The organism is Burkholderia sp. 22088 (assembly GCF_052045915.1).
Classification (GTDB): domain Bacteria; phylum Pseudomonadota; class Gammaproteobacteria; order Burkholderiales; family Burkholderiaceae; genus Burkholderia; species Burkholderia cepacia.
Map to the genome: position 1 here is coordinate 93,085 of NZ_JBQEPY010000012.1, position 20,199 is coordinate 113,283.

18 protein-coding genes are annotated in these 20,199 nt (G+C 65.8%); 13 read left to right on the forward strand and 5 right to left on the reverse strand.

Translation table 11 applies throughout. From position 1 onward, the window contains the following. Nucleotides 1-89: 89 nt before the first annotated feature. Complete coding sequence (aqpZ, locus tag ACTJLD_RS23175) at nucleotides 90-830, forward strand: aquaporin Z (protein ID WP_021162848.1); 741 nt, start codon at nucleotides 90-92, stop codon at nucleotides 828-830. A gap of 118 nt (nucleotides 831-948) precedes the next feature. On the opposite strand, the gene ACTJLD_RS23180 is transcribed toward aqpZ, so the two are convergent. Together ACTJLD_RS23180 and ACTJLD_RS23185 are read right to left on the reverse strand one after the other, a co-directional pair. After that, nucleotides 949-1,773, reverse strand: coding sequence for a Cof-type HAD-IIB family hydrolase (locus ACTJLD_RS23180; RefSeq protein WP_048025307.1), 825 nt, complete (start codon nucleotides 1,771-1,773; stop codon nucleotides 949-951). A gap of 143 nt (nucleotides 1,774-1,916) precedes the next feature. Continuing rightward, nucleotides 1,917-2,798: a BadF/BadG/BcrA/BcrD ATPase family protein gene (locus tag ACTJLD_RS23185; RefSeq protein WP_048025306.1), complete on the reverse strand. Its 882-nt coding sequence runs from the start codon at nucleotides 2,796-2,798 to the stop codon at nucleotides 1,917-1,919. Between the two features lie 142 nt (nucleotides 2,799-2,940). Here ACTJLD_RS23185 and ACTJLD_RS23190 point away from each other — a divergent pair, with 142 nt between their 5' ends. After that, nucleotides 2,941-3,543 carry a DNA-3-methyladenine glycosylase I gene (locus tag ACTJLD_RS23190; RefSeq protein WP_440659751.1) on the forward strand — a complete coding sequence of 201 codons (603 nt, stop codon included), beginning with the start codon at nucleotides 2,941-2,943 and terminating at the stop codon, nucleotides 3,541-3,543. 127 nt (nucleotides 3,544-3,670) lie between these two features. Here the strand turns inward: ACTJLD_RS23190 and ACTJLD_RS23195 are convergent, their stop codons facing one another. Continuing rightward, nucleotides 3,671-4,906: a PepSY-associated TM helix domain-containing protein gene (locus tag ACTJLD_RS23195; protein WP_440659752.1), complete on the reverse strand. Its 1,236-nt coding sequence runs from the start codon at nucleotides 4,904-4,906 to the stop codon at nucleotides 3,671-3,673. A gap of 227 nt (nucleotides 4,907-5,133) precedes the next feature. Here ACTJLD_RS23195 and ACTJLD_RS23200 point away from each other — a divergent pair, with 227 nt between their 5' ends. Beyond that, nucleotides 5,134-7,257 (forward strand): TonB-dependent siderophore receptor, encoded by a 2,124-nt coding sequence (locus ACTJLD_RS23200; protein WP_440659781.1) that lies wholly within the window; start codon nucleotides 5,134-5,136, stop codon nucleotides 7,255-7,257. 137 nt (nucleotides 7,258-7,394) lie between these two features. On the opposite strand, the gene rpsU is transcribed toward ACTJLD_RS23200, so the two are convergent. Further along, complete coding sequence (gene rpsU, locus ACTJLD_RS23205) at nucleotides 7,395-7,607, reverse strand: 30S ribosomal protein S21 (RefSeq protein WP_006401410.1); 213 nt, start codon at nucleotides 7,605-7,607, stop codon at nucleotides 7,395-7,397. A gap of 520 nt (nucleotides 7,608-8,127) precedes the next feature. Between rpsU and ACTJLD_RS23210 the strand changes: the two genes are divergently transcribed. The 10 genes from ACTJLD_RS23210 to ACTJLD_RS23255 all read left to right on the forward strand — a co-directional run bounded on the left by ACTJLD_RS23210 (nucleotide 8,128) and on the right by ACTJLD_RS23255 (nucleotide 18,873). Next, nucleotides 8,128-9,282: a flagellin gene (locus ACTJLD_RS23210; protein WP_176099688.1), complete on the forward strand. Its 1,155-nt coding sequence runs from the start codon at nucleotides 8,128-8,130 to the stop codon at nucleotides 9,280-9,282. 132 nt (nucleotides 9,283-9,414) lie between these two features. Beyond that, complete coding sequence (gene fliD / locus ACTJLD_RS23215; RefSeq protein ID WP_176099653.1) at nucleotides 9,415-10,923, forward strand: flagellar filament capping protein FliD; 1,509 nt, start codon at nucleotides 9,415-9,417, stop codon at nucleotides 10,921-10,923. A 25-nt stretch (nucleotides 10,924-10,948) separates the two neighbouring features. Further along, nucleotides 10,949-11,248 carry a flagellar protein FliT gene (locus tag ACTJLD_RS23220; protein WP_027788658.1) on the forward strand — a complete coding sequence of 100 codons (300 nt, stop codon included), beginning with the start codon at nucleotides 10,949-10,951 and terminating at the stop codon, nucleotides 11,246-11,248. 252 nt (nucleotides 11,249-11,500) lie between these two features. After that, nucleotides 11,501-13,888 carry an O-linked N-acetylglucosamine transferase family protein gene (locus tag ACTJLD_RS23225; RefSeq protein ID WP_200059723.1) on the forward strand — a complete coding sequence of 796 codons (2,388 nt, stop codon included), beginning with the start codon at nucleotides 11,501-11,503 and terminating at the stop codon, nucleotides 13,886-13,888. 146 nt (nucleotides 13,889-14,034) lie between these two features. Continuing rightward, nucleotides 14,035-15,201, forward strand: a complete 1,167-nt coding sequence (locus ACTJLD_RS23230) for a DegT/DnrJ/EryC1/StrS family aminotransferase (RefSeq protein WP_408580772.1) — start codon at nucleotides 14,035-14,037, stop codon at nucleotides 15,199-15,201. Then, nucleotides 15,191-15,901, forward strand: a complete 711-nt coding sequence (locus ACTJLD_RS23235; protein WP_060084468.1) for a WbqC family protein — start codon at nucleotides 15,191-15,193, stop codon at nucleotides 15,899-15,901. Before ACTJLD_RS23230 ends, ACTJLD_RS23235 begins: the two co-directional genes overlap by 11 nt. Beyond that, nucleotides 15,898-16,533 carry a class I SAM-dependent methyltransferase gene (locus ACTJLD_RS23240; protein WP_059667694.1) on the forward strand — a complete coding sequence of 212 codons (636 nt, stop codon included), beginning with the start codon at nucleotides 15,898-15,900 and terminating at the stop codon, nucleotides 16,531-16,533. Before ACTJLD_RS23235 ends, ACTJLD_RS23240 begins: the two co-directional genes overlap by 4 nt. Further along, nucleotides 16,533-17,192, forward strand: a complete 660-nt coding sequence (locus ACTJLD_RS23245; protein ID WP_060084467.1) for an acetyltransferase — start codon at nucleotides 16,533-16,535, stop codon at nucleotides 17,190-17,192. The genes ACTJLD_RS23240 and ACTJLD_RS23245 overlap by 1 nt, the downstream gene beginning before the upstream one ends. 8 nt (nucleotides 17,193-17,200) lie before the next feature. Further along, nucleotides 17,201-18,172 carry a hypothetical protein gene (locus ACTJLD_RS23250; RefSeq protein ID WP_440659753.1) on the forward strand — a complete coding sequence of 324 codons (972 nt, stop codon included), beginning with the start codon at nucleotides 17,201-17,203 and terminating at the stop codon, nucleotides 18,170-18,172. Then, entirely contained in the window at nucleotides 18,169-18,873 is a 705-nt protein-coding gene (locus ACTJLD_RS23255; RefSeq protein WP_440659754.1) for a phytanoyl-CoA dioxygenase family protein, read from the forward strand. The genes ACTJLD_RS23250 and ACTJLD_RS23255 overlap by 4 nt, the downstream gene beginning before the upstream one ends. A gap of 31 nt (nucleotides 18,874-18,904) precedes the next feature. On the opposite strand, the gene ACTJLD_RS23260 is transcribed toward ACTJLD_RS23255, so the two are convergent. Beyond that, entirely contained in the window at nucleotides 18,905-19,687 is a 783-nt protein-coding gene (locus ACTJLD_RS23260; RefSeq protein WP_301827153.1) for an FkbM family methyltransferase, read from the reverse strand. Between the last annotated feature and the right edge of the window lie 512 nt (nucleotides 19,688-20,199).

Here is a 20,199-nt window from a genome sequence, read left to right on the forward strand (position 1 = left end):
TATAATCCAGACCAATTCCGGATGACGGTTTAAATCCGTCGCATCGTCCGGTCGCCTTCAATCCACTTGAACTTGAACGAGGTCCTTACATGAATCTTTCTCAGCGTCTCGCTGCAGAGGCATTCGGCACGTTCTGGCTGGTGCTCGGCGGGTGCGGAAGCGCCGTGCTGGCCGCCGCCTTTCCGGGCCTCGGCATCGGCTTTGCCGGCGTCGCACTTGCCTTCGGCCTGACCGTGCTGACGATGGCATTCGCAATTGGCCATATTTCGGGCTGCCACCTGAATCCTGCGGTAAGCGTCGGCCTGACGGTCGCCGGCCGCTTCCCCGCACGCGATCTCGTGCCGTACATCGTCGCGCAGGTTGTCGGCGCGACGCTCGGCGCATTCGTGCTGTACCTGATCGCGACCGGCAAGCCGGGCTTCGACGTCGTCGGCAGCGGCTTCGCGACGAACGGCTTCGGCGAGCGCTCGCCCGGCCACTACGCACTCGGCGCGGCGTTCATTTGCGAAGTCGTGATGACGGGCTTCTTCCTGTTCGTGATCCTGGGCGCCACCGACAAGCGCGCACCGGCCGGCTTCGCGCCGATCGCGATCGGCCTTTGCCTGACGCTGATTCACCTGATCTCGATTCCGGTCACCAACACGTCGGTGAACCCGGCCCGCTCGACCGGCCCCGCGCTGTTCGTGGGCGGCGAAGCGATCGGCCAGCTCTGGCTGTTCTGGGTGGCGCCGATCATCGGCGCGGCACTCGCCGGGATCATCTACCCGCTGGTCGCCGGGCGTGACAACGCCGTCGACCTGCTGCCGGCATCCGCTCGCACAAGCGAATAAATCACTACGGGGTCAAGCGAGCAGAGCAGCGAGCCTCACGCTGTCCAAGAAGATAGAGGCAGGTAATTTCGACGGGCGCCGCTGGCGCCCGTTTTTCATTTCCGCCCGGGGCGGACGCTCAGGACGCGGCGGCGTTGCCTTCGAGCGAGAACAGCGTGCGCAGGTGACGGGCGACGCCCGCGTCGAAGTTGTTGCCGATCCGCGGGATGTGCGGCAACCGCGCGACCAGGTCGGGGTTCGCGTTGTTCATCATGAACGCGTGGCCGGCGGTTTCGAGCAGGTCGATGTCGTTCATGTTGTCGCCGAATGCGATGCAGTGGCCGGTGTCGACACCGAGCCGCGCGAGCACCGAGCGCAGCGCGCGGCCCTTCGACACGTTCGCGGTCATCACTTCCAGGCAGTCGGGCAGCGAGTACGTGACATACAGCGCATCGCCGAAGCGCACGCGCATCTGCTCGGCGACGACCGCCAGATCGGCCGGATCGCCGATGTACAGCACCTTCGCGATATCCGTGCCGTCGTGCGCGGCCATGTCGATCACGTCGTAGCGGAAGCCCGAATCCTGGTGGAATTCGAGCAGGTGCGGCGCGTCGCGGTCGATCAGCCAGCCCTGGTCGGTGAACAGGTTGACGATCACGCGGCCGTGCGCACCGACGATATCCGGCTGCACGAGGCCGCGGACGATTGCCGGATCGATGTCCTGCGCGTGGATCGTCGTGTCGTCCGGCGCATGCACGCGCGCGCCGTTCGACGTGATCAGGTACGGCCGGATGCCGAGCACGTCGCGAATGCCGGCGACGTCCGCGTAGTGGCGCCCGGTGGCGATCACGAACTGCAGGCCGTCGCGGTCGAGCCGGCGGACGGTGTCGATCGTGTACGGATCGAGCTGGTGGTCGCTGTTCAGCAAGGTACCGTCGAGATCGGTGGCGATGACTTTGTACATGGGACGGAAGAATGGCGCTCAGGGCTCTGCGGAACGGCCATTCTAACGTCGTGCCCGGTTGCCCGCCGGACGGTTCCCGGCCGATCGCCGCCGTCGGCCCGGTTTCGGTACGCGTTCAGCTGTCCTCAAATGCCTTCAGTTGCTCAGTTGCCTTCCGCCTCGCGCAGCGCCTGCAGCGCGAGCCGCAGCGCGCCGTGCGCCGAATCGTCGAGCGGCGCGCGCAGCCGCGCGGCGTGGCGCGCCGGCACGGCCGGAGCCAGTGCGTCCGCCAGGCCGCCGCACAGCGCGACCGGCAGCGCCTGCTGCGGATCGAGCGCGTCGATCATCTTGCCGATCTCGTCGCCCGCCTGCGCGATCAGCGCGCCCGCGACCGGATGCGAACGGTGCGCGAACACGATCGGCGCAAGCCGCGCGTAGATCGTCTGGTTCGCATCGCACGACCACTGGACGAGCGCGTCGCGATCCTGCGCGCCCGTTTCCGCGAGCAACGCGTTCGCGAACGCATCGCGCGGTACGCGGCCGTCGAGCGCCTGCTGCGCATACGCGAGCGCGCGCACGCCGAGCCACGCACCGCTCGCCTCGTCGCCGGACGGAAAGCCGAAGCCGCCCGCGATCCGGCAGGCGCCGGCCGCATCGAGCGCCGCCGCGATGCTGCCGGTGCCGAGCGCGACGATGAGCCCCGGCGCGCCGCCGTGTGCGCCGACGACGGTCGTATATGCGTCGCTCTCGACCGCGAGCGCGCCGAGCGGGGCCTGCGCGCGGAACGCGGCGAGCCACGCGGCATTGTTGACGCCCGCGAGCCCGCAGCCGAGCGCGCACTGCGGCCAGTCGAATGCGAGGCCGGCCCGCGTGAACGCGTCCGCGCAGGCCGCGCCGATCGACGCCCACGCGCGCTCGATGCCGAGCCCGAGCCCCGACGGGCCGCCGCGCCCCTGCGCGAGCTCGCGCCCGTGCCGGTCGGCCAGCACCGCGCGCGTGCCCGTGCCGCCACCGTCGATCCCGATCGCAAAAAGTAATGCCGCCATGCCTTCATCCCGCTGATTCGAACAGGCGCCAAGCTTAACCGGATCGGCGCCGCGCGCCCATCTGCCGTTCGGCCGGCTGTTCCGTGAAAAGGGCTTCCGCTATGCTGGCGCGATCGAATCGACACTGAAAACGAGGCAGACGATGTCGCAGCGGTGCAACTGGGTGAAGACTGAAGCGGATGCTCACTATCACGATACCGAGTGGGGCGTGCCGTCGCACGACGATCGCCACCTGTTCGAAATGCTGATCCTGGAAGGGGCGCAGGCCGGGCTGTCGTGGTCGACGATCCTGAACAAGCGCGCGGGCTATCGCGACGCCTTTGCGGATTTCGACGTCGATGCCGTCGCGCGCTTCACGCCGAAGCGCATCGAAAAGCTGCTCGAGAATCCCGGCATCGTGCGCAATCGCGCCAAGGTCGAATCGGCGGTCACCAATGCGCGTGCCGTGCAGCGCATCCGGGAAGAGCACGGGTCGCTCGCCGCGTTCCTGTGGTCGTTCGTCGACGGCACGCCGGTCCAGAACGCGTGGCAGTCGTACCGCGACGCGCCCGCGTCGACCGAGCAGTCCGACGCGCTCAGCAAGGCGCTGAAGGCGTACGGCTGCAAGTTCGTCGGTTCGACGATCTGCTATGCGCTGATGCAGGCCACCGGCATGGTCAACGATCACGAGGTCGGCTGCCCGTGCCACGCGCAATGCGCGGCGCTCGGCGGCAAGCAGCCGGCACGCCGGCGCAAGGCGGGCTGACGGCGCGGGCATCCGCCGGCCGCCCGTCGTTCGCCGCGGCCCCTGCGGCGGTTATGCCGGTTGTGCCGGCAATTCCGGCCAGGCCGCCAGCCGCCCCCTCACGAAACGATGCGCAACGCGCAACCGCTCACCTCGCGGCGCGCGACGGCACCGGCGCAACCGCCCGCGCACTGCGTGCGGCCCGCACGCGCGCGCTGCGCTTCTTCACCCAGATGCAGATGCCCGTCACGCTCAGCATCGCGATGACGATCCCGAGCACGCTCACCGCGGCGCGGCCCGCGACGCCGGCGATCCGCCCCGAGTGCAGCGGAAACTGCGCCTGCATGAACAGGTCGCCGGCCGAGCCGCGGCCCGGCACCTGGGCGGCGACGGGCTTGCCGGTCACGGCGTCCCAGTAGAGCCACGCGTTGCCGAGCCCGACGTCGCCGTGATCGTTGCCGGGCGTGAAGAACCCGACCGCGTAGGCATTCATCGCCGGCGCGAACAGCAGCGCGCCGGGCGGCGCGGCGATCCCGGCGTCGCGCCCGGCCGCGCGCGCGATCTCGACGATCCGCTCGCGCCGCAGCATCGTGCTGCCCGGCGGCGCGGGCGGGAAGTGTTCGGGGTTCGTGTACGGCGTCTCGGCGAGCGGCGACACCAGCGATACCAGCGGCCGCACGACGGGCACGGCGAGATTCATCGAGATCGACGTGACCGCGACGACCAGCAGCAGCCCCCACACCCACACGCCGCCCGAGCGGTGCAGGTCGAACACCAGCGGATAGCCGCCGCGCCGCACGCGGAACGCGAACGACTTGCGCCAGCTTTTCAGGTTCGGAAACGCGAGCACGAGCGCGATCAGGCTGTCGATCGCCCACACGATGCCGACGATGCCCATCACCCAGAACCCGAAGTTGATCCCGCCGTACACCGGCAGGAACAGCGAGTAGTGCAGCCGGTAGATGAACGGCATCAGGTCGAGCCGCGCGAGCGACAGCGCGCCCCATTCGCGGCGCCCCTGCACCGCGCCGGTCGCGGGATCGACGGCGATCTGGCTGAAGTCGAGCGCGTACGGCTGGCCGGTCGCCGGATCGGTGCGCGGCATCACGCCGGCCTGCAGCGTATGGCCCGGTTCGATCGCGAGCGGCAGATAGGTCACCTGCACGCGCGGGTCGGCGGCCTCGATGCGCGCCGCGAGCGCGAGCGGATCAAGCGGCGCCGCATCGCTGCGTGCGGTGTAGAAGTCCGGGTTCAGTAGCGCGTCGAGCTCGTGGTCCCACGCGATCAGTGCGCCGGTCAGCCCCGCGGCGAACAGGAACAGCGCGATCGCGAGGCCGAACCAGCGATGCAGGCGGACGAGAAACGGTCGCAGGAACGCATTCATCGCGCCCCCGGCAAAGGGAAAGCGGGCCGGCACGAACGGCCCCGGATCAACGGAATGCAGGTCATTTGAGGTCACGCGCCGCGCACGAGCGATGCCGGCCGTCGCTGGCGAGGCCGGATGCCCTTGCACGCGGCATGGAATTGTTGCGCGTTCGACGGGTTTTGGTACGATGCGCGGCATTTTATAGCAATGCGAATGATTCTTACTTGCATTTTTACTTATCCACGATGACCGTCAGCCTCGCCCGCCCTCCCGTCCGTCCACGTCGCATGGCCGCCGCCCTTGCCTGCGTTGCCGCGTCGCTCGCGCACGCGGACGATTCTCCCAGCGGCGCCACGGTGCTGCCTGCCGTCAACGTCACGGCCGCGCACGACTCGCCGCAGCACCTGACCGACACGGTCTCCACCGGCGCGCTCGGCACGCGCAGCCAGCTCGACACGCCGTTCTCGACGACGATCGTCACGTCGGAGGAACTCGAGGCACGCCAGCCGTACAAGCTCGGCGACGTGTTCGCGAACGACGCGTCGGTGTCCGACAACAGCGGCGCGTACAGCGCGTGGGCCAGCTACATGACCGTACGCGGCATGCAGCTCGACTGGCAGAACGGCTACAAGATCGACGGGCTGCCGTTCGTCACGTACGGGATCACGATGCCGTACGAGCAGCTCGATCGCGTCGAGCTGCTGAAGGGGCTCGGCGGTTTCCTGTACGGCTTCGTGACGCCCGGCGGCGTCGTCAACTACGTGACGAAGCAGCCTGGCGCCGAACCCGTGCGCAGCGTCGACGTCGGCTACCGGAGCACCAATGTGTGGACCGAGCACGTCGATCTTGGCCAGCGCTTCGGGCCGGACGGCAGGTTCGGCGCGCGGCTGAACGCGACGCACGAGGAAGGCAGGACATACAACGACGGCAACATCCGCCGCGACAGCGTATCGCTCGCGCTGCAGGCGAACCTGACGCGCGACCTGTCGGTGAATGTCGGCGCGCTGTACCAGGATCGCCGCACGACGGGCCAGACGCCGTCGATCTTCACCGGCAGCTATCCAGGCGGCGTGCTGCCCGCGACGATCAGCGGCGGCACGACGAACCTCGGCGGCAGGGACCAGTACCTGAACACGAACCTGCAGCTCTATACGGCCGGGCTGCAGTACCAGCTCGCGCCCGACTGGCAGCTCGACGTCGCGTACAGCTACAGCAAGGCGACGCGCCGTCGCAACGAAAGCACGCTGTACCTGCAGGATGCGGCCGGCAACTACACCGACAGCCGCTACGTCGGGATGGAGGATCACCGCTTCAGCCAGTGGCGCGCGATGGTCGAGGGCAAGGTACGCACGGGAGCGTTCAGCCACCAGATCGTGATCGGCGCGTCGTGGCAGAAGCAGGCGAACGACTATTCGGCGAACAGCGTGTTCGTGCCGCTCGGCGCCGGCAACCTGTATGCGCCGAATCCTTACCGCTACGACAGCCCGCACGGCTTCGTCCAGTACCGCACGAGCGAGATCGTGCAGAAATCGCTGTTCGCGAGCGACACCGTGCAGCTCACGGAGCGCTGGTCGGTGCTCGCCGGCGTGCGCTACATGAACTACGAGCAGCGCTCGTTCCAGGCGAGCGGCGCCGAGGATCCCGCCTATCGCCAGAACGGCGTGGCGACGCCGACGTTCGCGGTGATGTTCAAGCTCGCGCCGACGACCACCGCGTACGCGAGCTACGCCGAATCGCTCGAGCCCGGCAGCCGCGTGAACGACGTCTACGCGAACGCCGGCCAGGTGCTCAAGCCGCTGCGCAGCAAACAGTACGAACTGGGGATCAAGAGCGAGCACGCGCGCTGGAGCGCGACGGCCGCGTTGTTCCGCATCGAGCGCAGCGCCGAATATGCGAACGCGGCGAACGTCTACGTGCAGGACGGCGAATCGGTCATTCAGGGGATCGAGTTCGGTGCGCGCGCGAAATTCGGCGCGCGCTGGAACGCGGGCGTCGACGCGATGCTGCTCGACGCGTGGTACGCGAACGGGATCGGCAACAACGGCAACCGCGTCGCGGGCGCACCGCGTTTCGTGCTCGCCGGCGACGTCGGCTATGCGGTACCCGGCGTGCCGGGGCTGACGCTCGGCGTCGATGCGAAATTCACCGGCGCGACGCCGCTGCGCGCGGCCGGCGGCCTCGACGCCCCGGGCTTTCTCGTCGTCAATGCGGGGGCGCGTTACCTGACGCGGATCGGCCGCCACGACGTGACGCTGCGCGCGTCGATCGACAACGTGCTGAACCGCCGTTACTGGGAATACCAGTACGCGGACTACGTGAAGCCGGGCGACCCGCGCACGGTGAGCCTGAGCGCGAAGATCGACTTCTGAACCCCGCGCCGGCGGCCGCAGGCCGGCATGGCCGCACCGCGGCGGCCTCGGGATTTTCCCGAACCGCAAAAGCAAAACGGCGGAGCGGCTTCTTTCGAAGCTCGCTCCGCCGTTTCGCGGCGAACCGTCAGACGCTCTTAGTGGAGCTTCTTCGGCAGCATCTGGCTGCGCAGGCGCTTGTGCAGGCGCTTGACGGCTGCTGCCTTCTTGCGCTTGCGGACTGCGGTCGGCTTTTCGTAGGACTGGCGCTCGCGCAGTTCAGCGATCAGGCCATTTTTTTCGATAGCACGGCGAAAGCGGCGAATCGCCACTTCGAACGGCTCGTTTTCTTTCAGAAGAATCGTCGTCATGTCGTTCCTAAATTGCTTAAACGGTCAAAAACGTAGCGGCCAAGCGCCACGCACCGGCCATCCGAGCGTCCCCACAAACTGGCGAAACGAGCGGAAATACGGCCTCGGAGGCCGGAAAAGAGAGGCGGAAAGCACCGCGAGTACGCTTCACAAGCCGCGTGCAGCGCCGCGTTTGACTGCCAGCAGACACGCCGAAAACGGCAGAGGCTTGACAGAAATCTCAATTCAGCCCGCCATCATAGCAGGGAATCACAGACAAAACCACCCTTTTGTCGATTGCGTGTGCACAGGCGAACGACTGCGTGGCGAGACCGCTCTCAAGCCCCGTCCATCCGGCATCGCGCCGGATCGGTCCGAAATGACAAAGAAGGATAAAAAATCGGGCCGAATCTCAACGCGCCCCTCAAGTTTTGTTTTGGTGCGCCGAAATCCTGCTCTGAGGCGGCCAGCAATGAACGAGTGCTTCCGCCGACGCCAAAACGGCTTTCCAGGGCTTTCGGCTTACACAGGAGATTTTTCCATGCTCGGAATTAACAGCAACATCAACTCGCTGGTTGCACAGCAGAACCTCAACGGCTCGCAAAACGCCCTGTCCCAGGCCATCACGCGCCTGTCGTCGGGCAAGCGCATCAACAGCGCGGCAGACGATGCAGCAGGCCTCGCGATCTCGACCCGGATGCAGACCCAGATCAACGGTCTGAACCAGGGCGTGTCGAACGCGAACGACGGCGTGTCGATGATTCAAACGGCATCGAGCGCACTGTCGTCGCTGACGAACAGCCTGCAACGTATCCGCCAGCTGGCCGTCCAGGCATCGACGGGCACGATGTCCTCGACCGACCAGGCGGCACTGCAACAGGAAGTTGCGCAACAGATCCAGGAAGTGAACCGTATCGCGTCGCAAACGACGTACAACGGCACGAACATCCTTGACGGCTCGGCAGGCATCGTGTCGTTCCAGGTCGGCGCGAACGTCGGCCAGACGATTTCGCTGGACCTGAGCCAAAGCATGTCGGCTGCCAAGATCGGCGGCGGCCTGGTGCAGAAGGGTCAGACGGTCGGTACGGTGACGGGTCTGTCGCTCACGAACGCCGGCGCGTACACCGGCTCGGGTGCAGCGATCACCGCGATCAACGTGATTTCCGACGGTCAGGGCGGCTACACGTTCACGGACCAAAACGGCCAGGGCATCACGTCGGCCGCGGCAACGGCAGTGTTCGGCTCGAACGCGACGGCCGGCACGGGTACGGCAGTCGGCGCACTGTCGCTGCAAACGGGCGCAACCGGCGCGGGCACCACCGCTGCACAGCTGACGGCGATCAACAACGCGATCGCACAGATCAACGCCGTCAACACGCCGAAGACTGTGTCGAACCTCGACATCAGCACCGTCAGCGGTGCGAACGTTGCGATGGTGTCGATCGACAACGCGCTGCAAACGGTGAACAACGTTCAGGCACAGCTCGGTGCGGCACAAAACCGCTTCACGGCAATCGCCACGGCGCAGCAGGCAGAATCGACCGACCTGTCGTCGGCACAGTCGCAGATCACCGACGCGAACTTCGCGCAGGAAACCGCGAACATGTCGAAGAACCAGGTGCTGCAACAAGCTGGCATCTCGGTGCTCGCACAGGCAAACTCGCTGCCGCAGCAGGTCCTGAAGCTCCTGCAGTAATCGCGTAGCAACCCACGGCCGGGCCCCGCGTAACGCGCGGCCCGGCCGTCGTCACTTGGCGCGCGGGGCGTTGCCCCGCCGCCAGGTCCTTATCCAGAATTTCACGGACTACCCGCCGCACGGAGCACTACGATGTCGACGATCAATCCCGCCGTCACCGCCGCCAACAGCTCGGCCAACAGCGCGCTGCAACAGGCCGCCCAATCGATCATCAGCGGATCGACCGGCAACTCGTCGATGGACGTCAACTCGCTCGTGACGGCACTCGTCAATGCGAAGACCGCCGGCCAGACCGCCGCGCTCAGCGCGCAGCAGGCCAGCGACAACACCCAGATTTCCGCGTACGGCGCCCTTTCGGCCGCGCTGAGCGCACTCCAGGCCGGCGTCACGACACTGTCGAACGGCTCGCTGCAAAACACCTTCACCGCCACCGCGAGCGGCACCGGCCTGACCGCGACCGCGGGCGCCGGCGCCGTCGCCGGCAGCTATTCGATCGGCGTCACGCAGATCGCGACGTCGCAGTCGCTGTCGTCCGCCGCGTTCGGTGCGTCGACGGCGCTCGGCACCGGCACGATGACGCTGTCGCTCGGCAGCCAGTCGTTCACGGTCAACGTGGGCAGCAGCAACAACACGCTGTCCGGCATCGCCGCCGCGATCAACACCACGACCGGCAACCCGGGCATCGTCGCGTCCGTCGTCAACGGCAGCGATGGCGCGCACCTCGTGCTCAGCTCGACGCCGACCGGTGCGGCGAATGCGATCAGCGTCACGGTCAGCAACGTGACCGGCGACAACGGCCTCTCCAGCCTCGGCGTCACGTCGACGGCCAGCACGACGGGCGGCCAGTCGTCCATTGCGTCCGCCAACAGCAGCGCCGCCTGGAAGCAAAGCACCGCCGCGCAGGACGCCGCCTTCACGATCAACGGCATCGCCGCGACGAGCGCGAGCAACACCGTGACGGGCGCGATCACCGGCGTCACGCTGAACCTGACCTCGGCCGCCGTCAGCGGCACGCAGCCGCAGACGCTGACGGTCGCCACCGACACGAAGACGCAAGCGTCGGCGATCAACAACTTCGTGACGCTCTACAACACGCTCGTCACGACGATGGGCTCGCTGTCGAGCTTCACGGCCGGCGCGTCGTCGCAAGGCCCGCTGCTCGGCGACTCGACGCTGAACACGATCCGCAACGCACTCGCGTCGGTCGTCGCGGGCGGCGTGAGCAGCAACGGCTCGACGGTCAACCTCGCGTCGATCGGCGTCACGCTGCAGGCCGACGGCACGCTGCAGGTCGACAGCACCGCGCTCAACTCCGCACTGCAGAACAACCCGACCGGCGTCGCGTCGCTGTTCAACTCGACGAACGGGATCGGCCAGCAGCTGACGAAGGACATCACGAACTACACGCAGACGGGCGGGCTGATCGCCGCACGCACGACCGCGCTCAACAACGACCTGAAAAGCGTCGCCACGCAGCAGACCAACCTGTCGAACTACGTCGCGCAGCTGACCAGCCAGTACCAGGCGCAATTCACCGCGCTCAACACGCTGATGGCGACGATGAACAGCAACTCGCAGTACCTGACGCAGCTGTTCGGCGGCACGAACAGTGCCGGCGCGCTGTCGAGCAACAAGAGCTGACCGCCGGCCGGACAGGAGAGCCACGATGGAACAGACCGAACTGATCGCCCAGCTCGACGCGCTCACCGACGCGATCGAACATGCGGCCGCGATGGCCGACTGGATCGAGGCGGCGCGCCTCGTCGACCTGCGCGAGCCGCTCGTTGCGTCGCTCGCGGCCGATCAGCCGCCGGCCGGCATCGCCGCGATCCGCCGGATTCAGGCCAGCAACGCGCGCATCTTCGCCGACGCGCAACGCGCGCAGCAGGAGCTGACCAACGAATACCAGGCGGCGATGGGCCGCGTGCAGGCCGTCGGCCAGTACCAGAGCATCGCGAGCCGCTGACGCGCGCCTGGCGCCGCATCACTGGCGGCACACCAACCTGACAACAAGAACTACGCGCTGATGTGAGGGCGTGCTCGTTCGCCTCCGCCCGCCTCGTGCGGGCGTTTTTTTGCCCATCCGGCGCGCCGTCGCCCAACCGCGCCGCGCTTGCCCAATCGGCGGAATTGACCGCGCTTTTGGCACCACCTCGCGCGTTCAGCGTGATCGCCCGTTGCCGATAATGGCGCACATCGAATAACCGCGCCTCCCGCCATGCTTCCACTCGACTCGTCCGATCGCGCCACGCTCAGCCCGGAGCAGCAGTTCGAGCAAGATATCGCGCTCGTCATGCAAAATGCCATCGCGCGCCATCACGACGGCGCCTTCGACGATGCGAAAGCACTGTACGAAGCCATACTCGATGCCATACCCGCACACGCGGAAGCGAACTACAACCTCGCGGTGCTGCTGGTCGACGCCGGCCGCGCGACCGAATCGATTCCTTACTTCGAGACTGCGCTCGGCGCCAATCCGGGCAACGGCCAATGCTGGGTCGGCTACATCAACGCGCTGTACCGCGCGAACCAGATGCCCGCTGCATGGGTTGCCGTCGAAATGGCTCAGCAACGCGGCGTACACGGCCCCGCACTGGACGGCCTGATCTCGCAAATGGCCACGCCCACCGTGACGTTCCCGACGGCGCCCGCCGCGAGCCAGGACGGCCCAGATATCACTGGCAGCATCAGCCTGAATATTTCGTCCCAGCCCCAGCCCCAGCCTCAACCTCAGCCCCAAGTCGATAAAGGCACAAACGGGGACGCACCCGCCAAGCCGGTGCGCAAGGCGCCGCTCAACAAGCTGCAGAAGCACGCTGGCCTCTTCGACAAGAAGCGTTCGGCGGAAGCACTCTCGCTCGCTCGCCAGCTCGTCGCCGACTATCCTGGCGACGGTGCGAGCCTGCGCGCCCTCGCGGTCTCGTTGTACCGGGACCGACAATACGCCGAGATGATCGATATCGCCTATCGCGCACTCGAAAGCCTGCCCGGCGACCTCCTGCTACGGACATTGCTCGCGGATACACTGCGGCTCATGACCCGGCTCCAGGAAGCAGAAATCCAGTGCCGTGCGATCATTGCCACCCAACCGACGAATATGGAGGCGCACCGCGTGCTCGGCATCGCGCTGCACGGGCTGCGGCGCCAGCAGGAAGCCGTCGCGGCCTGCCGACGCGCCGTGGAACTGGCACCGCATGCGGCATCAGCCAATGGAGCACTCGGGTTCGTACTGCTGGACCAGGGCGCCGCGCAGGAAGCCGCTCCGTGGCTGCGTCGCGCTATCGAAATCGATCCGAACGACTGCGTGTCGCACAGCTCACTGCTGTTCAGCCTGATTCACGACGACACCAACTCGCCGGAGATGCTGCTCAAGGAACATCGCGCGTTCGGCAAATGGCACGAACGACACGCACTCCCGAAAAAATATGCGAATTCGCGCGATCCCGAACGCCCACTGCGGATCGGCTTCGTGTCCGGCGACCTATTGAACCACGCGGTCGCCCATTATCTGCTTCCCGTCGTCGAATACCTGAGCCGCGATCCGAATCTGTCGCTGCACTTCTACTACAACTACGTGATCGAAGATCACATCACCGCCAAGCTGCGCGCGCATGCCGCCACGTGGCAAACCGTAACGATGCTGGGCGACGCCGCGCTTGCCGAGCAGATCCGTAACGATCGCATCGACATCCTGATCGATCTCTCCGGCCACACGGGCCGCAACCGCCTGGTCACGCTCGCACGCAAACCCGCGCCGCTACAGGCATCATGGATCGGCTACCCGGGCACGACCGGCATGAGCACGATCGACTACTACCTGAGCGACAGCATCGTCACGCCGGCCGGCGAGTTGGACGACCAGTTCGTCGAGAAGATCGTGCGCATGCCCGCGCTCGCACCGTACGCGCCGCCGGTGAATTGCCCGCCCGTCAACGGCTTGCCTGCGTTGCACAATGGCTACGTTACGTATGGCAGCTTCAACCGGCTCAACAAGCTGCGCGAGGATGTGATCGCGCTGTGGGCCGCGGTGCTGCGCGCGAAGCCCGACTCGAAGATGGTGATCGGCGCGATCGAGCAGGATCGCGACCGCGACACGATCGCCGGCTGGTTCGCGGCCGAAGGCATCGATCCCGCGCGCCTGACGTTCCAGCCGCGCGCGACCATCCCCGTCTACCTGCAGCAGCATCACCGCGTCGACATCTGCCTCGACACGTTCCCGTACGCCGGCTCAACGACGACGCTCAACGCACTATGGATGGGCGTGCCGACCGTAACGCTGGCCGGGATGTCGATCCCGACACGCGGTTCCGCCAGCTGGCTCAAGCGGGTCGATCTCGAGGCCTTCATCGCGCACGACAAGGATGAATTCGTCCGCAAGGCCATCGCGCTCGCCGACGATCTCGACACGCTGCAAACGGTGCGCAGCGGCCTGCGCGAGCGCTGCCTCGCGTCGGCGCCGTTCCATCCGGACGTCGTCGCGCAGGGGCTGTCGGTCGCGTTGCGGATGATGTGGCGCCGCTGGTGCGCAGGCGAGGCTCCGGTCTCGTTCGATGCGGTCCCGCCGGACCAGTCGACCTCGGCGCTGGCGGAACAGACGGCCGGCTAACCGGCAGGGGCCAGCTTCGTGCGTCACAGCCGGCCCGGCGAGCAAATCGCGGCATTTCCACGAATTGACTCGCAAACCGCCCCCTGCTCGATCGATCGTGCGGGCATCGCGCCCGCTAGAGTGCTCTCACGATCACCAGTGTGCGCATTGGCGCTCGAAACGTACGACCTCGGGACAGGATCATGGACAAGCTCATACCCGTCACACAGCCCTACATGCCTCCGCTGGACGAGTTTCTCCCGTATCTGAACCAGATCTGGGAGAGCAAGGTCGTCACCAACGGCGGCCGCTTCCATGCGGAGCTCGAACGATCACTCTGCGAATTCCTGGGCGTCGAGCACATTTCGCTGTTTTCCAACGCGACGCTCGCGCTGATCACCGCGTTGCAGGCGATGAAGATCACCGGCGAAGTCATCACGACGCCGTTCAGCTTCGTCGCCACCACGCATGCGCTGCACTGGAACGGCATTCGGCCCGTGTTCGTCGATATCGATCCGGTGACGATGAACCTCGATCCCGCACGCATCGAAGCGGCGATCACGCCGCAGACGACCGCGATCCTGCCCGTACATGTCTACGGCTACCCGTGCGACGTCGGTGCGATCGAGCGGATCGCCGACACCTACGGCCTGCGTGTGCTCTACGACGCCGCACACGCGTTCGGCGTGCGCCACCACGGCCGCTCGGTACTCGAATTCGGCGATATGTCCGTGCTCAGTTTTCACGGCACCAAGATCTTCAACACGTTCGAGGGCGGCGCGCTCATCTGCCGCGACGCGAAGACGAAGCGCCGCATCGACCATCTGAAGAACTTCGGCTTCGTCGACGAAGTGACGGTGATCGGCCCCGGCATCAATGGCAAGATGAACGAAGTACAGGCGGCGTTCGGCCTGCTGCAGCTCGAACACATGGACCGGATCGCGGCCGGCCGCGCACGCGTGGACGAGCGCTATCGGGTAGCCTTGCAGAACGTGCCGGGCCTGCTGCTCCCCCCGGTTCCTGAGCACAGCACCCGCAACCACTCGTATTTCCCGGTGCGCATCACCCGCGACTTCCCGGTGACGCGCGACGCGGTCTACGATGCGCTGCGCGCGCAAAACGTTGCGGCGCGCCGGTATTTCTACCCGCTGATCAGCGAGTTTCCGACCTATCGCGGCCTGCCGTCCGCAGCGCGCTCGAACCTGCCCGTCGCCAGCGACATCTCGCATCAGGTGCTGTGCCTGCCGATCTACCCGGCGCTCACCGCACGCGACCAGGACCGCATCATCGACATCGTGCTGACCGAGGCCGGCCTGAGGCAGCATGCAAGCTGAATGCCGCCTGGCCGTCATGCAGCCGTACTTCTTTCCGTACGTCGGCTATTTCCAGTTGATGGCCAGCGTCGACACGTTCGTCGTGTTCGACGACGTGAACTTCATCAACCGCGGCTGGATCAATCGCAACCGCATCAACGTCAACGGCGCGCCGCACATGATCACCATGCCGCTCAGGCAGGCGAGCCAGAACCGGCGGATCTGCGACATCGACGTCGCGGACGACGCGACATGGCGACCCCGGATCCTGCGCACGATCCATCAGAGCTACGCGCGCTCGCCGCAGTTCGCGCGCGTATTCCCGCTCGTCGAACGTATCGTGATGCACGATGCGTCCAACCTCGCCGACTACCTGCTGCACGGGCTGATCGCACTGCGCGACTACCTGCGTCTCGACACGAAGATCGTCGCGACGTCGCGACGCTACGAAAATGCGGATCTGAAGGCCCAGGCACGCATCATCGACATCGGCCGACAAGAGCACGCGAACATCTACGTGAACCCGGCCGGCGGGCAAGAGCTGTATGACCCGCACGCATTCGCCGCCGCCGGCCTGCAGCTGAAGTTCCTGACACCGGGCCTCGAGCCCTATACGCCCGTTCGCGGCGCATTCGTTCCCGCGTTGTCGATCATCGACGTGCTGATGTGCAACGACGACACATCGATTGACCATCTGCTTGCCGGCGCCACCCTGTCATGAAAGACGATCTCCACGCCACGCTCATCCGTCACTACGAGGCGTGCCTCGAGCGTCACGGCGATACGCATCGCGGCGTCGACTGGCCCAACGCCGAAGACGCCGCCACGCGATATCGTGTGATGCTCGACCTCGTGAGGCCCGGCCCGGCGCCCGCCACGCTGCTCGATTTCGGCTGCGGGGCGTCGCATCTGTACCAGTACATGCTGGATCGCGGCATCGACGGGCTGAGCTATGCCGGGCTCGACGCATCCCAGGCGTTCTGCGACCTGTCCCGACGCAAGTTCCCGGGCAACGACTACCAGTGTGTCGACGTGCTCGCGGAGCCCGACCGGCTCGGCGAATACGACTACATCGTGATGAATGGCGTCTTCACCGAAAAGCGCGAACTCGGCTACGACGAGATGTTCGACTATTTCTCGCGCGTGTTGCGCGTCGTGTTTCCGAAGGCGCGCAAGGGCATCGCGTTCAACGTGATGTCGAAGGAAGTCGACTGGGAGCGCGACGACCTGTTCCACGTGCCGGTCACGCAGCTGACGCACTTCCTGTCACGCGAGCTGTCGCGCCACTACGTGTTGCGGCACGACTACGGGCTTTACGAGTACACGACGTACGTGTACAGGGAGCACAACTGATGGCAAACGTCATTCTGTTCGGTCTGCAGGACTACGCGGAACTTGCGCACTACTACCTCGAACACGATTCGCCACACACGGTCGCCGCGTTCTGCGTCAACCGCCAGTATCTGCCGGAAAGCGGCACGTTCAAGGGCCTGCCCGTGGTTGCGTTCGAAGACGTCGTCGAATCCCATCCGCCCGGCGACTTCAGCTTCTTCGCGCCGATGTCGCCGAAGCGGATGAACCGCGAGCGCGAGAAGATCTTCAACGAGCTCAAGGCGTGCGGCTATCCGCTGATCAGCTATGTCAGTTCACGCGCGACCGTGTGCCACAACACGATCGGCGAGAACTGCTTCATCCTCGAAGACAACACGCTGCAACCGTTCACGACCATCGGCAACAACGTCGTCCTGTGGAGCGGCAACCACATCGGGCATCACGGGCGGGTCGGCGACCACGTGACGATGACGTCACATGTCGTCATGTCCGGCCATTGTGATATCGGCGCGTACAGCTTCGTGGGCGTAAACGCCACGCTGCGTGACGGCGTGACGATCGGCGAAGGTACGTTCGTCACGATGGCCGCCGCGATCACGAAATCGACCGAGCCATGGTCGGTGTACAAGGGCAACCCGGCGGTCAAGCTCGCGATGGCCAGCACCGACCTGAAGATCTAGGGGCACCCGTGGCAGGCATACAGTGGGACAAGCAGGGGCTGATCTATGCGCCCGACGCACGACTGCCATGGGCAAGATCGCACGCGCAGATTCCGACGGTCGCCGGCGTCAACGGCGATACGCTGCAACTGCTGTTCAGCAGCCGCGACGCAGGCAACCGCAGCGCGATCGCAAGCATGGCCGTCCGCGCGAGCGCACCGGACGACATCATCGCCATCGATCCGGATCCGGTCCTGCCCCCGGGCGTGCTCGGCACATTCGACGATTGCGGCACGATGCCGTCGTCGGTCGTCGAGCACGGCGGCGTTCGCTACCTGTATTACATCGGCTGGAACGTGCGCAACACGATTCCGTATCACAACGCAGTGGGCCTCGCGATCAGCGAGGACGGCGGCCGCCATTACCGGCGCCTGTTCGACGGGCCAGTGATGGACCGTACGGCCGACGAGCCGTATTTTTGCGGCACGACCTGCGTGCGTATCGAGAACGGAATCTGGCGCAACTGGTATCTGTCGTGCACCGGCTGGACCCTGGTCGGCGGCAAGCCCGAGGCACGCTACCACCTGAAGTACGCGGAATCGCGCGATGGCATTCACTGGGCGCGCGGCGGCCGCGTCGCGATCGACTACCTCGATGACCACGAAGGCGGGCTGGCGCGCGCGTCGGTGCATTTCGACGGCAGCCTTTACCGGATGTGGTTCTGCAAGCGCAGCCACGACGGCTACCGCGAGCGCTCGTCGGTCAGCTACCGGCTCGGCTATGCCGAATCGACCGATGGCATCGTCTGGCGTCGGCGTGACGACGATGCCGGACTCGATGTGTCGCCCGGCGGCTGGGATGCGTTCATGGTTGCGTACCCGGAAGTCGTACAGGTCGGCGATCGCCTTTACATGTTCTACAACGGCGACGGCTTCGGCGCGAGCGGGTTCGGCTACGCCCAGGCACGGGCCACCAATGGAATTCAGGGTGACGCGACATGAACGTGATCGCAGGAGATTTTCGGGAACTCGGTTACGCGATCGTCGCAAACGATGCGTTGCAATCGCTGATCAAGGATGTGCGCGCGAAGTTCGAGCGGCATTTCATTCCCCGCTTCGGAGACGACACGACGCGCAACCGCAACATCATCAAGCTGCTCGCCGAAGACCTCGACGTGAAGCGCTTCTTCTGCTCACCCGACCTGACGGCCGCGCTCGACCGCCACCTCGGCATCGCAATGCCGGTGCAGACGGGCCCGATCGTCACCCACTACACGGCAAACGATCGCATCGGAAACAACTACGGGCTACCGTATCACCAAGACTGGCCGAGCATGGGGACGTCCTCTCGCGCGGTGATCGCATGGACGTCGATCGCCGACGTTCGCAAAGGGGCACCCGGGCTCAGCATCGTCCCGGGCAGCCATCTGCGTGGCCTGTGGCCGGGCAAGCAGACCGACCGCGGCTACGTGCTCGATGACCAGGCAATCGACGGGGCCTGCGACCTGGAGATCGACGCAGGGCATGTACTCTTCATGTCGCCCTATCTCGTGCATCGGACGCTCACCAGCGAAGTCACCGACTGGAAGCTGTCGCTGTCATGCCGCTTCGACGATTTCTCGTGCGATCAATGGAGCCGCCGCGGGTTCGTCAGCGCGTACCGAACCGCCGTCGACCGGCAGGTTTACCTGTCGGGATTCTGAGCGAGGCCCGCGTTGCCGCGGGCCTCGGCGATCAGCGTACGAAGATGCAGTTCCACAATCCCGCGTAGTTCTGCACCGGGTGCTTGCTTGCGATCGTCAGACCGAACTCGCCGAGACGGTGGGTGAGCAGGTCCATCTTCGCGTCCTCGATCTCGATCAGCAGTTGCCTGCACGCGCCCAGGCCCTGTGCCGCACCGTCGATGAGCGGAACCTCGTGCCCGTCGACGTCGATCTTGACGTACTCGGCCTGCGGCAGGCCGAACTGCTCGCGCCAGCGATCGAAATGGACGATCTGGATCGCATGCACGTGGTTCGGTGCGAACGTTTCGCCCGAGACGAGCGACGGCTGGCCGACGATCTTCTCGTGCGCACCAAGCTCCATCTTGCGGATGAACAGCCGGTCGACCGCGAACCGGTCGGACGCCGCGACGTTGAACGCCTGGAGGTCTAGGCCGTCCTGTGCGTTGAGGTACGCGTTCCACGACAGCAGGAAGTAGTTCGACGGATCGGGCTCGATCGCGATCACCTTCAGGCCGCGCTTTGCCGCATACAACGCGAAGATTCCGTTGCTCGCGCCGAAATCGTAGTAGACGGATCCGGGCGGCAGCCGGTCGATCCAGTCCAGCAGTTCCGGTTCGATGTACTCGAGCCCAGCCGCCATCCAGAGTAGTCGCTTGCTCGGCGCGAGCCAGCGGAACGTGAGCCCGCGCACCGTCGTCTCGACGACGTGCCGATCGAGATCGAACGCTTGCGCGCGGGTCAACGCTTCCTCGCTCACGAGACTTTCAACGGGGACGAACTTCCAGTTATTCATGGCGGCCTTGGTCGATTTCATGCTTGACGGGAACGCGTGCCCGCCGCTGCCGATCGGACCTCGCCCCGAAAACGCGTTGATTCTAGCGACGCGCTGTCGATTCAAAACGTTGAACAGATTCGGCAAACCCGGGCAATTCGTGCTGTTCGCGCGAGTGGGCGGCCAGTGAGCTCGGGTCAACGCGCCCCGCTGCGCGCGACAGCCCCCGATCGCCACATGACATGCCGTCGACTCGACCGACACGTCCGGAATGCGATGGATCGAATCGATCGGCCCGGAGCTCGCGAACCGGGGCCGATCGGGCGGATCCGTTACCCGCGTGTTCAGGTCGTAGATCAAGATGCGAACACAGCCTAAATTCGGCATCAGACCTGCCGTTAAAGTGAGCGCAAGGAAGGCGTCACGCAAAAAGCGGGCATTCGTAAATCACGACGGCCTGCGTATTACGCCGGGTCTTGCGTAATGGAACGCGGCGCGCTGCGAGGAACGAAGCGGCTCCACGTCCGCTTCCG

Coding starts and splice junctions, on each gene's coding strand:
- ACTJLD_RS23245 (WP_060084467.1), top strand. CDS start 16,533: ATGGCAAACGTCATTCTGTTCGGTCTGCAGGACTACGCGGAACTTGCG.
- ACTJLD_RS23240 (WP_059667694.1), top strand. CDS start 15,898: ATGAAAGACGATCTCCACGCCACGCTCATCCGTCACTACGAGGCGTGC.
- ACTJLD_RS23190 (WP_440659751.1), top strand. CDS start 2,941: ATGTCGCAGCGGTGCAACTGGGTGAAGACTGAAGCGGATGCTCACTAT.
- ACTJLD_RS23255 (WP_440659754.1), top strand. CDS start 18,169: ATGAACGTGATCGCAGGAGATTTTCGGGAACTCGGTTACGCGATCGTC.
- ACTJLD_RS23180 (WP_048025307.1), bottom strand. CDS start 1,773: ATGTACAAAGTCATCGCCACCGATCTCGACGGTACCTTGCTGAACAGC.
- fliD (WP_176099653.1), top strand. CDS start 9,415: ATGTCGACGATCAATCCCGCCGTCACCGCCGCCAACAGCTCGGCCAAC.
- ACTJLD_RS23200 (WP_440659781.1), top strand. CDS start 5,134: ATGACCGTCAGCCTCGCCCGCCCTCCCGTCCGTCCACGTCGCATGGCC.
- ACTJLD_RS23185 (WP_048025306.1), bottom strand. CDS start 2,798: ATGGCGGCATTACTTTTTGCGATCGGGATCGACGGTGGCGGCACGGGC.
- aqpZ (WP_021162848.1), top strand. CDS start 90: ATGAATCTTTCTCAGCGTCTCGCTGCAGAGGCATTCGGCACGTTCTGG.
- ACTJLD_RS23220 (WP_027788658.1), top strand. CDS start 10,949: ATGGAACAGACCGAACTGATCGCCCAGCTCGACGCGCTCACCGACGCG.
- ACTJLD_RS23235 (WP_060084468.1), top strand. CDS start 15,191: ATGCAAGCTGAATGCCGCCTGGCCGTCATGCAGCCGTACTTCTTTCCG.
- ACTJLD_RS23225 (WP_200059723.1), top strand. CDS start 11,501: ATGCTTCCACTCGACTCGTCCGATCGCGCCACGCTCAGCCCGGAGCAG.
- ACTJLD_RS23260 (WP_301827153.1), bottom strand. CDS start 19,687: ATGAATAACTGGAAGTTCGTCCCCGTTGAAAGTCTCGTGAGCGAGGAA.
- rpsU (WP_006401410.1), bottom strand. CDS start 7,607: ATGACGACGATTCTTCTGAAAGAAAACGAGCCGTTCGAAGTGGCGATT.
- ACTJLD_RS23210 (WP_176099688.1), top strand. CDS start 8,128: ATGCTCGGAATTAACAGCAACATCAACTCGCTGGTTGCACAGCAGAAC.
- ACTJLD_RS23195 (WP_440659752.1), bottom strand. CDS start 4,906: ATGAATGCGTTCCTGCGACCGTTTCTCGTCCGCCTGCATCGCTGGTTC.